This window comes from Kitasatospora sp. cg17-2 (genome assembly GCF_054031055.1).
In genome coordinates, this window is sequence record NZ_CM132923.1 from 8,433,697 (window position 1) to 8,446,779 (window position 13,083).

General features: G+C 73.9%; 11 protein-coding genes. 4 read left to right on the forward strand and 7 right to left on the reverse strand.

Going from position 1 to position 13,083, the window contains the following annotated elements:
• Window positions 1–49 precede the first annotated feature (49 nt).
• Complete coding sequence (gene metE, locus ACW14Y_RS35410; RefSeq protein ID WP_456984787.1) at window positions 50–2,365, forward strand: 5-methyltetrahydropteroyltriglutamate--homocysteine S-methyltransferase; 2,316 nt, start codon at window positions 50–52, stop codon at window positions 2,363–2,365.
• A gap of 57 nt (window positions 2,366–2,422) precedes the next feature.
• Here the strand turns inward: metE and cobF are convergent, their stop codons facing one another.
• The 4 genes from cobF to ACW14Y_RS35430 all read right to left on the reverse strand — a co-directional run bounded on the left by cobF (window position 2,423) and on the right by ACW14Y_RS35430 (window position 6,952).
• Complete coding sequence (gene cobF / locus ACW14Y_RS35415) at window positions 2,423–3,184, reverse strand: precorrin-6A synthase (deacetylating) (RefSeq protein ID WP_456984788.1); 762 nt, start codon at window positions 3,182–3,184, stop codon at window positions 2,423–2,425.
• A gap of 163 nt (window positions 3,185–3,347) precedes the next feature.
• Window positions 3,348–4,484: a bifunctional 2-methylcitrate synthase/citrate synthase gene (locus ACW14Y_RS35420; protein WP_380307274.1), complete on the reverse strand. Its 1,137-nt coding sequence runs from the start codon at window positions 4,482–4,484 to the stop codon at window positions 3,348–3,350.
• Between the two features lie 21 nt (window positions 4,485–4,505).
• On the reverse strand, window positions 4,506–5,411 hold the full coding sequence (gene prpB, locus ACW14Y_RS35425; protein ID WP_380307292.1) for a methylisocitrate lyase: 906 nt from the start codon (window positions 5,409–5,411) through the stop codon (window positions 4,506–4,508).
• Between the two features lie 29 nt (window positions 5,412–5,440).
• Window positions 5,441–6,952, reverse strand: coding sequence for an MmgE/PrpD family protein (locus ACW14Y_RS35430; RefSeq protein WP_456984789.1), 1,512 nt, complete (start codon window positions 6,950–6,952; stop codon window positions 5,441–5,443).
• A gap of 266 nt (window positions 6,953–7,218) precedes the next feature.
• On the opposite strand from ACW14Y_RS35430, the gene ACW14Y_RS35435 reads away from it, so the two are divergent.
• Both ACW14Y_RS35435 and ACW14Y_RS35440 read left to right on the forward strand, forming a co-directional pair.
• Window positions 7,219–8,637, forward strand: coding sequence for a short-chain fatty acyl-CoA regulator family protein (locus ACW14Y_RS35435; protein WP_456984790.1), 1,419 nt, complete (start codon window positions 7,219–7,221; stop codon window positions 8,635–8,637).
• Window positions 8,638–8,846: 209 nt separating this feature from the next.
• Window positions 8,847–9,404 (forward strand): NUDIX hydrolase, encoded by a 558-nt coding sequence (locus ACW14Y_RS35440; RefSeq protein WP_456984791.1) that lies wholly within the window; start codon window positions 8,847–8,849, stop codon window positions 9,402–9,404.
• 12 nt (window positions 9,405–9,416) lie between these two features.
• Here ACW14Y_RS35440 and ACW14Y_RS35445 read toward each other — a convergent pair whose 3' ends face one another.
• Window positions 9,417–10,052 carry an HAD family hydrolase gene (locus tag ACW14Y_RS35445; RefSeq protein ID WP_456984792.1) on the reverse strand — a complete coding sequence of 212 codons (636 nt, stop codon included), beginning with the start codon at window positions 10,050–10,052 and terminating at the stop codon, window positions 9,417–9,419.
• A gap of 152 nt (window positions 10,053–10,204) precedes the next feature.
• On the opposite strand from ACW14Y_RS35445, the gene ACW14Y_RS35450 reads away from it, so the two are divergent.
• Window positions 10,205–10,414: a hypothetical protein gene (locus ACW14Y_RS35450; RefSeq protein ID WP_456984793.1), complete on the forward strand. Its 210-nt coding sequence runs from the start codon at window positions 10,205–10,207 to the stop codon at window positions 10,412–10,414.
• Window positions 10,415–10,466: 52 nt separating this feature from the next.
• Here the strand turns inward: ACW14Y_RS35450 and ACW14Y_RS35455 are convergent, their stop codons facing one another.
• Complete coding sequence (locus ACW14Y_RS35455; RefSeq protein WP_380388493.1) at window positions 10,467–11,333, reverse strand: 3-hydroxybutyryl-CoA dehydrogenase; 867 nt, start codon at window positions 11,331–11,333, stop codon at window positions 10,467–10,469.
• Between the two features lie 23 nt (window positions 11,334–11,356).
• Window positions 11,357–12,970, reverse strand: a complete 1,614-nt coding sequence (gene aceB / locus ACW14Y_RS35460; protein ID WP_456984794.1) for a malate synthase A — start codon at window positions 12,968–12,970, stop codon at window positions 11,357–11,359.
• Window positions 12,971–13,083 lie beyond the last annotated feature (113 nt).

The window sequence follows — 13,083 nt, forward strand, 5'->3', positions numbered from 1 at the left end:
CGTCCCGTCACCGGGCACTTGAGGAGCAAGACTCGCGAAGGAGAGTCCCTTGACAGCGAAGTCCGCAGCCGCGGCCACCCGGGCGACCGTGCACGGCTACCCCCGCCAGGGCCGGAACCGGGAGCTCAAGAAGGCGATCGAGGGCTACTGGAAGGGCACCGTCACCGCCGACGCCCTCCGGGACGCCGCCATCGAGCTGCGCCGGGAGAACTGGCGGCAGCTCGCCGACGCCGGCGTGCTCGAAGTCCCCACCGGTGACTTCTCGTTGTACGACCACGTGCTCGACACCACGGTCGCCGTCGGGGCGATCCCGGCCCGCCACCGGGCCGCCGTCGACGCCGACCCGCTCGACGGGTACTTCGCCATGGCGCGCGGCACCCAGGACGTCGCGCCACTGGAGATGACCAAGTGGTTCGACACCAACTACCACTACCTGGTGCCCGAACTGGGCCCCGACACGGTCTTCGTCGCGAACCCGGCCAAGGCGGTCGGCGAACTCGCCGAGGCGCTCGCGCTCGGCCACGAGGCCCGGCCGGTTCTGGTCGGCCCGGTCACCTACCTGCTGCTCGCCAAGCCCGCCCCCGGCGTGGCGGCGGACTTCGAGCCGATCACCCTGCTCGACCGGCTGCTGCCGGTCTACGCGGAACTGCTCGCCGCCCTGAAGGCCGCCGGCGCCGACTGGGCGCAGCTGGACGAGCCCGCGCTCGTCCAGGACCGCACCCCGGCCGAACTGAACACCGCCGCCCGCGCCTACCGCGAGCTCGGCGCCCTCACCGACCGGCCGAAGCTGCTGGTCGCGAGCTGGTTCGACCGCCTCGGCGAGGCCCTGCCGGTGCTCGCCAAGGCACCCGTCGAGGGCCTGGCGCTGGACTTCACCGGCCCCGCCGCCGCCAACCTGGACGACCTCGCCGCCGTCGGCGGCCTGCCGGGCAAGCGACTGGTCGCGGGCGTCGTCGACGGCCGCAACATCTGGATCAACGACCTGGAGAAGTCGCTCGCCACCCTGGCGACCCTGCTCGGCCTCGCCGACCGGGTCGACGTCGCACCCTCCTGCTCCCTGCTGCACGTGCCGATCGACGCCGCCCTGGAACGCGACGTCGACCCGCAGATCGCCCGCTGGCTCGCCTTCGCCCGGCAGAAGGCCACCGAGGTCGCCCTGCTCGCCCGCGCACTGCGCGAGGGCACCGGCGCGATCACCGCCGACCTCGCCGCCAACCGCGCCGACCTCGCCTCCCGGGCCGGCTCGCCGATCACCCGCGACCCGGCCGTGCGCGCCCGCACCGCCGCCGTCACCGCGGACGACGCCCGCCGCCCGCAGGCCTACCCGCAGCGCGCCGAGGCCCAGCGCGCCCGCCTCGGCCTGCCGCTGCTGCCGACCACCACCATCGGCTCCTTCCCGCAGACCACCGAACTGCGGCTCGCCCGCGCCGATCTGACGGCCGGTCGGATCGACGCCGCCGCGTACCGGGAGCGGATGGAGGCCGAGGTCCGCGAGGTGATCGCCTACCAGGAGAAGGCCGGCCTGGACGTCCTGGTGCACGGCGAGCCCGAGCGCAACGACATGGTCCAGTACTTCGCCGAGCAGCTCACCGGCTACCTCGCCACCCGGCACGGCTGGGTGCAGTCCTACGGCACCCGCTACGTGCGCCCGCCGGTGCTCGCCGGGGACATCTCCCGCCCGCACCCGATGACCGTCGACTGGTTCCGCTTCGCCCAGGACCTCACCGACCGCCCGGTCAAGGGCATGCTCACCGGCCCCGTCACCATGCTCGCCTGGTCCTTCGTCCGCGACGACCAGCCGCTCGGGGAGACCGCCCGGCAGGTCGCCCTCGCCCTGCGCGACGAGGTCACCGACCTGGAGGCCGCCGGCGCCGCCGTCGTCCAGGTCGACGAGCCCGCTCTGCGCGAGACGCTGCCGCTGCGGGCCGCGGACCGCCCGGCGTACCTGGACTGGGCCACCGAGTCCTTCCGGCTGGCCACCTCGGGCGTGCGGGCCGACACCCAGGTGCACACCCACATGTGCTACGCCGAGTTCGGCGCGATCATGACCGCGATCGAGGAGCTCGACGCGGACGTGATCTCGCTGGAGGCCACCCGCTCCCACATGCAGGTCGCCGGTGAACTCGCCGCCGCCGGCTACCCGCGCGAGGTCGGCCCGGGCGTCTGGGACATCCACTCCCCGCGGGTGCCGAGCACCGAGGAGGCCCTCGCCCTGCTGTGGGCGGGCCTGGCCGCGATCTCGGCCGAGCGGCTCTGGGTCAACCCCGACTGCGGTCTGAAGACCCGCGGCTGGGCGGAGACCCGCGCCTCGCTGGACAGCCTGGTCGGCGCCGCCCGCCGCCTGCGCGAGGAACTCGCGGGCTGACTCGACCCGGTCTGCCCCGGTCCGCCCCGGTCCGCCTGGACCGGGGCGGACACGTGGTCAGTCCTCGGTGCGGCGCAGCAGATAGGTGTCCATGATCCACCCCTTGCGCTCGCGGGCCTCCGCGCGCAGCCGGGCGATCTCCGGCGCCTTCTCGCCGAGCGGGCCGGAGACCAGGATCTCGTCCTCGCCGCCCAGGTAGGCGCCGTAGTGGATGTGCACGCCCTCGGGGTCGATCCGCTCGAAGGCGGCCTGCCCGTCGAGCATCACCACCGCGTCCTCGGACCCGGGCGGGAAGCCCTCGGCGGCCAGCCGGCGCGCGGTGGTGATGCGCACCGGGCGGCCGACCCGGGTCAGGGTGGTGCGGTGCCGGGCGGCGAGCACCGAGACGCTGCTGATGCCCGGCACCACCTCGTAGCTGAACGCGCCGGGCTCGGCCGCCAGCACCTCGTCCAGCACGGCGGTCACACTGTCGTACAGGCTGGGGTCGCCCCAGGCCAGCAGCGCGCCGGTGCCGTCCGGGCCCAGCTCCTCGCCGACGAGCCGGCCGACCAGTTCGGCCCGGCGGCGGCGCCAGTCCTGGACCGCCTCGGTGTAGGCCGGAGTGGTCCGGTCGCGCTCGGCGTCCGGCACCTCGACCACCCGGTGGCCGGGCCGGGCGTGCTCCTCGATCATCCGCCGGCGCAGCCGCATGAGGTCCTGGCGCTGCTCGTTCTTGTCGAGGAGGAGGAAGACGTCGGTGCGGGCGATGGCCTTGACCGCCTGCAGGGTGAGGTGGTCCGGGTCGCCCGCACCGATGCCGATGACGTAGATGTGCCGCATGCCCATGATTCTGCCCGGTCGGGAGGGGTGTGGGGTAACGGGCCCGGTCGCCGTCCGGCCGGAGCCAGGGGCCGTCCGTCCGGCCGGAGCCAGGGGCCGTCCGTCCGGCCGGAGCCCGGGCCCGTCGGACGGCGACCGGGCCCGTCGGACGGACCCACCGCCGTCAGGCGGAGACCGGTACCGGCCGCTGCTCCGGGCCGTCGTAGCGGGCGAGCGGGCGGATCAGCGCGTTGTGGGCGAGCTGTTCGGAGATGTGGGCCGTCCAGCCGGTGATCCGGCTCATCACGAAGATCGGCGTGAACACCGGGGTGTCGAAGCCCATCAGGTGGTAGGCCAGGCCCGCCGGGTAGTCCAGGTTGGGGTGGATGCCCCGGCGCTCCAGCATCGCCTCCCGCAGCGCGCCGTGCAGCGCGGCCAGGCGCGCGGCCCGCGGGTCGGTGCTCCGGGCGACCAGGTCGTCCAGGGCGGCCTGCATGATCGGGACCCGGGAGTCGCCGTGCTTGTAGACGCGGTGGCCGAAGCCCATGATCTTCCGCCGGTCGGCGAGCGCCCGGTCCAGCCAGTCCGCGGCGCGGGCCGGGTCGCCGATCTCCTCCAGCATGCGCATCACCGCCTCGTTGGCGCCGCCGTGCAGCGGCCCCTTGAGCGCGCCGATCGCGGCGGTGACGGCGCTGTAGAGGTCGGAGAGGGTGGAGGTGACGACCCGGGCGGTGAAGGTGGAGGCGTTGAAGCTGTGCTCGGCGTAGAGCACCAGCGAGACCTCGAAGCAGCGGACCACCTCGGGCGCGGGCACCGCCCCGAAGCACATCCGGAAGAAGTTCTCGGCGTACCCCAGCTCCGGGTCCGGGGCGATCGGGTCCAGCCCGCGCCGGCGGCGCTGGTCCGCGGCGACGACGGTGGGCAGCCGCGCCAGCAGGGTCAGGGACTTGGCGAGGCCGGGGGCCGGGCGGCCGTCGTCCTCGGTCGGGTCCTCGGCGCCGAAGAAGCTGACGGCGGTGCGCAGCACGTCCATCGGGTGGCAGGTCTCCGGCAGCCGGGCCAGCAGCTCCGCGGTGGTGCGGTCCAGCGGCCGCAGCGCGCGCTCCCGGGCCCGGAACTCGCGCAGCTGCGCCGGATCCGGCAGTTCCCCGTACTGGAGCAGGTGGGCCACCTCCTCGAAGGACCGACGGGCGGCCAACTCCTGGACGGGGTAGCCGCGGTAGGTGAGCGAGTTGGTCTCCCGGACGACGGTGGAGATCCCGGTGGTGTCGGCGACGACACCGGCGAGGCCCCGGTGGACCTCGGGTGCGGTGGTGGACATGGGGGCGGTCCCTCCGGAGCGTCAGGTGCCGGGCGGCAGGGTGAAGTCGAAGACGGTCGAGTCGAAGGCCGAGTACTCCTGGTAGCCGAGGAGTTCGTACAGCCGGGAGCGGGTCTGCATCCGGGGCAGCAGGGCGGACTGGGTGCCCTCGGCGGCGAGGGCGCGCAGCCCGTCCTCGGCCGCGCCCATGGCGAGGCGCAGCAGGGTGACGGGGTAGAGGGCGAGGTCGTAGCCGAGGTCCTGGAGGGTCCGGGCGTCCAGCAGCGGGCCCTTGCCGAACTCGGTCATGTTCGCCAGCAGGGGGACGTCGACGGCCTTGCGGAAGGCCGCGAACTCGGCCTCGTCGGCGAGCGCCTCGGGGAAGACCGCGTCGGCGCCCGCGTCCACGTAGGCCTTCGCCCGGTCGATCGCCGCGGCCAGGCCCTCGACGGCGCGGGCGTCGGTGCGGGCCATGAGCAGGAAGTCCGGGTCGCGGCGGGCGTCCACGGCGGCCCGCAGACGGCGGACCATCTCCGCGCGGGGGGCGACGGTCTTGCCGTCGAGGTGGCCGCAGCGCTTGGGGTTGACCTGGTCCTCCAGGTGCAGGCCGGCCACGCCCGCGTCCTCCATCAGCTGAACGGTGCGGGCGGCGTTCATCGGCTCGCCGAAGCCGGTGTCGGCGTCGACCAGCACCGGCAGGTCGGTGGCCCGGGTGGTCTGGCGGGCGCGGTCGGCGACCTCGGTGGCGGTGGTGAGGCCGATGTCGGGCAGGCCCAGGTCGGCGGCGAGCACCGCCCCGGACAGGTAGGCGGCCTCGAAGCCGAGGTCCTGGATCAGTCGGGCGGAGAGCGGGTTGAACGCGCCGGGCACGGTCAACAGCCGTCCGGTGGCGAGCCGTTCGCGCAGAGCGCGGCGGCGCTGCGAGGCGGTGGTGCGGGTGTGCAGCAGGTGGGTGTGCGGCATGTGGGTGCGCGGCATCAGAACAGCCCCTCCGGCAGGGTCTCGTCGAACTCCCGGACGGCCTGCGTGTCGACGGCCGGGAACAGCTCGTCGAGGTCGGTGGCCCGCAGATCCGCGAGGCCGTCGGCGGCGGTCAGGAAGCGGTCCTGGTCGGTGGCCGTGACGACCCCCTCGGCCAGGGTGCGGAACTTCCGCTCGTACGCGGGCCGGTCGAAGGGCCGGGCGCCGTTGGGGTGGGCGTCGGCGACGGCGAGTTCGTCCTCGACCACCGTGCCGTCGTCCAGGGTGACCACCACCCGGCCGCCGAAGGCCCGGCGCTCCGGGTCGGGGTCGTGGTAGCGGGCGGTCCACTCCGGGTCCTCGACGGTGGTGATCCGCCGCCAGAGCGCGACGGTCTCCGGGCGCGCCGCCCGCTCGGGCGCGTAGGAGCGCTCGTGGTGCCAGCCGCCGTCCTCCAGGGCCACGGCCAGGATGTACGGGATCGAGTGGTCGAGGGTCTCCCGGCTGGCGGTGGGGTCGTACTTCTGCGGGTCGTTCGCGCCGGAGCCGATCACCTGGTGGGTGTGGTGGCTGGTGTGCAGGACGACGGAGCGGACGTTCCCCAGCGGGCCGGTCTTCTCGCGCAGCCGGCGGGCCAGGTCGATGATCGCCTGGGCCTGGTACTCGGCGGAGTACTCCTTGGTGTAGGTGTCCAGGATCGCCCGGCGCGGCTCGCCCTCGCCCGGCAGCAGCACCGTGTAGTCGGACCGGGGTCCGTCGAGCATCCGGGCCAGGAAGCCGTCCTCGCCCTCGTAGATCGGCGAGGGGCTGGTCCCGCCGCGCATCGCCCGGTCCACCGCCTCGATCGCCGCCTTGCCGGCGAAGGCCGGGGCGAAGGCCTTCCAGCTGGAGATCTCGCCCTTGCGGGACTGCCGGGTGGCGGTCGTGGTGTGCACCGCCTGCTGGACGGCCTGGTAGGTGACCTCGGTCGGCAGCCGCAGCAGGGTGCCGATCCCGCAGACGGTGGCGGCGCTCAGATGGGCCACATGGTCGATCCGGTGCTCGTGCAGGCAGATGCCCTTGACCAGCGCCACGTGCACCTCGTACGCCGCGACGATGCCGCGCAGCAGGTCGGCGCCGGTCCGACCGGTGTGCTGGGCGACGGCGAGCAGGGGCGGGATGTTGTCGCCCGGGTGGGAGTAGTCGGCGGCGAGGTAGGTGTCGTGGAAGTCCAGCTCGCGCACGGCCGTCCCGTTGGCCCAGGCCGCCCACTCGGGCGCGACCCGCACCAGGCTGCCGAACACCCGGGCGCCCGGCGCGGCGTGGTGGGCGCGGGCGTGCGCCTGGGCGCGGGCCACCGCCACCGGGCGGCGCAGCAGCGAGGCGGTGGCCACGGCGGCGTTGTCGACCACCCGGTTGACGGCCATCGCGGCACTCGCGGGGTCCAGCTCCTCGGTGGCGGCGGCGACGGCGGCGAGCCGCCAGGCGAGCTGCTCCTCGCGCGGCAACCGGTCGGCACTCGGGTGGACGCGGACGTGGTACTCGATCACGGGGGCTCCTCGCGGGCTTCGGCGGAACGGACGCACCACGAGCCTTTCCCACGACGGCGCCCGTGGCGAGGAAGCCACACTGCGGAATCGGGCCACGTCGGAGCGGTGGAACTGCGAATTCTGCGGATCCGGCCGACGGGTGGGAGTGGTACTTTTCGCAAGCCGGGCGAGGAAGCCGCCGGTGCCGTCGTTCCGCTGTGCCGTCGTTCTGCCGTTCTGCCGTTCCGTCGTTCCACCGCTCCGCCGTGAGGAGTACCACCGGTCCCATGACACGCCCGGCCGCCCGGAAGATCTACGCACACGCCAAGCTCCGCCGACTGCGCCGCGCCCACGGCCTCAACCAGGTCGAGCTGGCCCGCGAACTCGGCATCTCCACCAGCTACCTCAACCAGATCGAGCACAGCCAGCGCCCGCTCACCGCGCCCGTCCTGCTGCGGATCGCCGAAGTCCTCGGCGTCGAACCGGAGTTCTTCTCCGACAGCGACGAGGAACGCCTCGCCACCGACCTGCGCACCGCCCTCGCCGACGAGGCCTGCGGCGGCACGGTCCCGCCCGAGCAGATCACCGAGGTCAGCCGGGACCACCCCGAACTCGCCCGCGCCCTGGTAGCCCTGCACCGCCGCTACCGGGAGGCCGTCGAACACGTCGCCGGGCCCGCCGTCACCCGCCCGGCCGCCGAACCCCACGACGAGGTACGGGACTTCTTCTACACCCACCACAACCACATCGACCCCCTCGACCGCGCCGCCGAGAATCTCGCCGGCACGCTCGACGCCCCACCGGGCGGCCGGTCGGCACCCGCCCTCGCCGCACTGCTGGCCGACCGGCACGGCGTCCGGGTGACGGAGACCGACCACCGCGACACGGCCGACCTGCGCCGCTACGACCCGACCACCGGCGTGCTGCGCCTGTCGCCCTGGCTCACCGACGGCCAGCGAGCCTTCCAACTCGCCACCCAGCTGGCCCTGCTGGAGCAACGGGAGCTGCTGGACGACCTGGTCGCCGAGGCCGGCCTCACCTCCCCGCAGGCCGAGTCGCTGGCCCGGATCGGTCTCGCCAACTACTACGCCGGGGCCGTGCTGATGCCCTACACCGCCGTGCACGCGGCCGCCGAGGAGCTGCGCTACGACATCGAGCTGCTCCAGGCCCGCTTCGGCGTCGGCTTCGAGACCGTCTGCCACCGGCTCAGCACCCTCCAGCGCCCCGGACGCCGCGGCGTCCCGTTCTCCTTCCTGCGCGCCGACCGGGCGGGCAACATCTCCAAACGCCAGTCCGCCACCGGCTTCCACTTCTCCCGCCTGGGCGGCACCTGCCCGCTCTGGACCGTCTACGAGGCCTTCTCCGCACCCGACCGCGTCCTCACCCAGGTCGCCGAAATGCCGGACGGCAAGCGCTACTTCTGGATCGCCCGGACGGTCACCCACGGCGGCCACGGCCAACGCGCCGCCCGCGCCGGCTTCGCCGTCGCCCTCGGCTGCGAACTCCGCCACGCCCACCGCCTGGTCTACGCCGAGGGCACCGCCCTCGACGACCCCCGCGCCACCACCCCCATCGGCCTCGGCTGCCGCATCTGCGAACGCACCGACTGCGCCCAACGCGCCCGCCCCCCGGCCAGCAGCCCGCTCACGGTGGACCCCAACCACCGCAACCGCATCCCGTACCCGGTGCTGCCCACCCACCCGTGACGGCACCCCTGGGCACAGGCGGGCCGTGATCGGTGGGTTGCGGGCCCGGTGCCCGGTGCGTCGGTCCGGCTGCCCCGTGTACCTGCAGTAGCCGTAGCAGTAGTCGTAGCCGCCACAGGTCAGCCAGAGTCCGCCTGTCCCCGCCTCCGTCCCCGAAGCGCGCATGAGAGGGTCGGGCCGTCGGCTCGTACGTGCGTGAGGAGTACCCGGTGGCGGGAGCGGAGTGGCCGGTCCACGGTCGGCGGCAGGTCTACGGGTCGTCGTGGGTCGAGCTGTGGCTCGACGAGGTCGACATCCCCGGGACGGGGCGGATCGAGCACCATGTCGTCCGGATGCCGCGGGCCTCCACCACGGCCGTCGTCACCGACGACGACGGCCGGTTCCTGCTCATCCACCGGCACCGCTTCATCACCGGCCGCTGGGGCTGGGAGGTCCCGGCCGGCTGGGCGGACCCGGGGGAGGAGCCGGCCGAGGCGATCGCCCGCGAGGTCGAGGAGGAGACCGGCTGGCGGCCCGGCCGGGTCGAGCCGCTGACCGAGTACGACGCCATGTCCGGAATCAGCGACGCCCACTTCCGGGCGTACCACGTCACCGGCTGCACCCGGATCGGCGAGCCCCAGGACATCTCCGAGGCGGCCCGGGTGGAATGGCTGCCCGAGGCCGAGGTGGTCCGGCTCCTGGTCACGGGCGGGATCCCGGACGGCCCCTCGCACGCGGCACTCTCCTACTACCTCGGCCCGCACCGCCTCGCCGGTGCGGGCCACTGACCGGCAGCGCGCCTACTGCCCGTTGAGGAGCAGATCGGTCAGCTCGGTGAGTGAGGACACCGTCCAATCGGCCTCCGGAGCCGGGGTGGTGAGCCCGATCGGGCCGCGGCGGAGGTGGGCGGTCCGCAGACCGGCGGCGCGCGCCGGGGTCACGTCGTTCGCCGGATGGTCGCCGACGTACACGATCTCGCCCGGGGATCCGGGTGCCCATGCGGTCACCCGCTCGAAGAAGGCGGGAGAGGGCTTCGGGACGCCCCACTCGCCGGACGTGGCGATGGCATCGGCCGGAAGGCCGAGCCTCCGGAGCAGGCGACCGACATCGGCGTTCTGATTGCCCGCGATGCCGACCCACAGGCCGGCAGCGCGCAGCCCGCCCAGCGCCGGCCGTACGTCCGGGTACAGGTCCGTCTCGTCGAGACGGTCGCCGTGGCCGGCGGCCTGTCTGGCCCGCCACTCGGCGCCCACGTCGATCCCCGGCCGCAGGATCCGGAGGGCGTCCGCGTTGTCCCGGCCCTGCGCCACCACCATGCCCACGAGCGCCGACAGTGTGTGCTGCGGGACACCGAGCCACCGGGCCCAGTCGGCCCAGTAGCGGGTGTCATTGGTCAAGGTCTCACCGATGTCGAACACCACCGAGCGAATCCGCATGACCCGACCCTATCGAGCAGGACCCGGTGGGCCGACGGAGTGCCCGCGTCGGTCCGGTTTGCGGATCGACGGGCATCTGCCGGACCATGGCGGCCGGTGGGGTTGCACCCGGTGCGGGTCGACCTGGTCCTGACCGGCCTCGGGAGGCCCTGATGGCGGACTGTGCGCAGTGCGGGATGCCCGCGGTGATCGAGGATCTGGACGAGCAGCCGCCGCGGCCCTGGTGCCTCGGGTGTGCGACCGTGCTCGTGCGGGCCGGTGATCCGGTGCTCCGCTATCGCTCGCTCGACGGCGCGGACAGGTACGGGCGGGTCCTCTTCGGCGGCAGTACCGAGGTGCTGCCGTTCCGTCCGACCGGTTGAGACCGGTTGAGACCGATGGGGACGGTTCCTCGCCCCGACGGGCGAGGAACCGTCAGCTCGACCGGTGCGGGTGGAAGCCCCGGCCGGTCTTGCGGCCCAGGAGGCCCGCTTCGACCATGCGGGTGAGCAGCGGCGGGGCGGCGTACAGCGGTTCCTTGTACTCCTCGTACATGGACTTCGCGATGGCCTGGACGGTGTCGAGGCCGATGAGGTCGGCGAGTTGGAGCGGGCCCATGGGGTGGGCGCAGCCGTGGACCATGCCGGTGTCGATGTCCTGGGCGGTGGCGTGGCCGGCTTCGGCGAGGCGGATCGCGGAGAGCAGGTAGGGGATCAGGAGGGCGTTGACGACGAAGCCGGCGCGGTCGCGGGAGCGGATGACCTGCTTGCCGAGGACGTCGTGGGCGAAGGTCTCCACGCGGTTGAGGACGGTCGGGTCGGTGTGCAGGGAGGAGACGAGTTCGACCAGGGGCATGACCGGGGCGGGGTTGAAGAAGTGCAGGCCGAGGACGTTGGCCGCCCGGCCGGTGGCGGTGCCGAGGCGGGTGACGGGGATGGCGGAGGTGTTGGTGGCGAGGACGGCGTCGTCGGCGGCGAGCACCTTGTCCAGGGCGCCGAGCACGTCGGTCTTGACGCGCTCGTCCTCGACGACGGCCTCGACCACGAGTTGGCGGTCGGCGAGGGCTTCGAGGTCGTCGGCGAACAGCAGGTGCGCCCAGGCGTCGGTGCGCTGCTGCTCGTCGATCCGGCCCCGCTCGACGGCGCGGTGCAGGGAGCGGTCGATGCGGGCGCGGGCGGCGCGCAGGGCGGCGGAGCCGTGTTCGCAGACGATGGTGTCCAGGCCGGCGCGGGCGAAGACCTCGGCGATGCCGGCGCCCATCTGTCCGGCGCCGACGACGGCGACCCGTCGGATGTCGTTCATGGCGTGCCTTTCCGGGGGTGGTGTCACAGGGCCGGTGCGGTCGTGCGGACGAGGTGGCGGGCGTACGCCTCGGTGGTGAGGAACGCGGGCAGTTCGGCGCCGAGGGCCGTGTCGACCAGGATCCGGGTCGCGTCGTCCAGCAGCGCCGGGTCGGTGCCCTCGGCGAGCAGGGTGGCCCGTTCCCGGTCGATCAGCCGCCGGACGAGGTCCGGGGTGGCGAGCGAGCCGCCGGTGAGCCGGGTGCAGTGGTGCTGCCACTGCCAGAGCTGGCAGCGGGCGATCTCGGCGGTGGCGACGTCCTCCATCAGGCCGAACACGGCGACGGCGCCGGTGCCGCCGAGCCAGGCGGTGAGGTAGCGCAGGGCGACGGCGACGTTGGCGCGCAGGCCCTGTTCGGAGGGCAGGCCGACGGAGAGCCGGTGGACGCCGAGCAGGTCGGCGGCGGTGACCTCGACGTCCTCCCGGCCCCGGTCGAGCTGGTGCGGCCGGTCGCCGAGCACGGCGTCGAAGGCGGTGCGGCAGGTGCCGACCAGTCCCGGGTGCGCGACCCAGGAGCCGTCGAAGCCGTCCCCGGCCTCGCGTTCCTTGTCGGCGCGGACCCGGGTGAGCGCCGCCTCGTTGGCGTCCGGGTCGCGCTGCGGGATCGCCGCGGCCATGCCGCCGATGGCGTGGGCGCCGCGCCGGTGGCAGGTGCGCACCAGCAGGTCGGTGTAGGCGCGCATGAACGGCTGGGTCATGGTGAGGGAGGCGCGGTCCGGCAGCACGAACCGCGGCCCGTGCTGGGCGAAGTTCTTGATCAGGCTGAACAGGTAGTCCCAGCGGCCCGCGTTGAGGCCGGCGGCGTGCTCGCGCAGCTCGTGGAGGATCTCGTCCATCTCGAAGGCGGCGGTGATGGTCTCGATCAGTACGGTGGCGCGGATCGTGCCGTGCGGGATGCCCAACTCGGCCTGGGCGACGGTGAACACGTCGTTCCAGAGCCGGGCTTCGAGGTGGTTCTCCAGCTTGGGGAGGTAGAAGTAGGGGCCGGAGCCGGCCTCGATCTGCGGCCGGCCGCAGTGGAACAGGTAGAGGCCGAAGTCGACCAGGGCGCCGATCGCCGGGCGGCCGTCGATCAGCAGGTGGTGCTCGTCGAGGTGCCAGCCGCGGGGGCGGACGACGATGGTGGCCGGGTCGTTCCCGACGAAGTACCGCTTGCCCCCGGCCGTGGTGTCGTCGATCCGGCGCTCGATCGCGTCGATCAGGTTGAGCTGGCCGGACACGAGGTTGTGCCAGGTGGGGGAGGTGGCGTCCTCGAAGTCGGCGAGCCACACCCTGGCACCGGAGTTGAGCGCGTTGACGGCCATCCGGCGCTCCGGGGGGCCGGTGATCTCCACCCGCCGGTCGTGCAGGCCCGGTCCGGCCCCGGCCACCCGCCAGCTGTCGTCCTCCCGGACGGCGCGGGTCTCGGGCAGGAAGTCCAGGGTGCCGCCGGCGGCGAGGGCGTCGGCCCGGCGCCGCCGTTCGGCGAGCAGCGCGGTGCGGCGGGCGGCGAAGGGGAGGTGCAGGCGGGCGACGAAGGCGAGGGCCTCGGGGGTGAGGACCTCCTCGAAGCGGTCCTCGGGGGCGCCGAGGACCTCGATGCGGGTGGGCAGGCTCATCCGGTTCTCCTGGAGGCGGTCGGGGGGCCGCCCGGGCCCCGTCCCTCAACGGGGGCCGGGCGGCGGGGTGGACGGTGGGCCCGTCCCCGACGGGACCACCGGGCTGGTTCGGT

Coding starts and splice junctions, on each gene's coding strand:
- cobF (WP_456984788.1), bottom strand. CDS start 3,184: ATGCGGCACATCTACGTCATCGGCATCGGTGCGGGCGACCCGGACCAC.
- ACW14Y_RS35420 (WP_380307274.1), bottom strand. CDS start 4,484: ATGTCCACCACCGCACCCGAGGTCCACCGGGGCCTCGCCGGTGTCGTC.
- ACW14Y_RS35435 (WP_456984790.1), top strand. CDS start 7,219: ATGACACGCCCGGCCGCCCGGAAGATCTACGCACACGCCAAGCTCCGC.
- ACW14Y_RS35445 (WP_456984792.1), bottom strand. CDS start 10,052: ATGCGGATTCGCTCGGTGGTGTTCGACATCGGTGAGACCTTGACCAAT.
- ACW14Y_RS35450 (WP_456984793.1), top strand. CDS start 10,205: ATGGCGGACTGTGCGCAGTGCGGGATGCCCGCGGTGATCGAGGATCTG.
- ACW14Y_RS35455 (WP_380388493.1), bottom strand. CDS start 11,333: ATGAACGACATCCGACGGGTCGCCGTCGTCGGCGCCGGACAGATGGGC.
- aceB (WP_456984794.1), bottom strand. CDS start 12,970: ATGAGCCTGCCCACCCGCATCGAGGTCCTCGGCGCCCCCGAGGACCGC.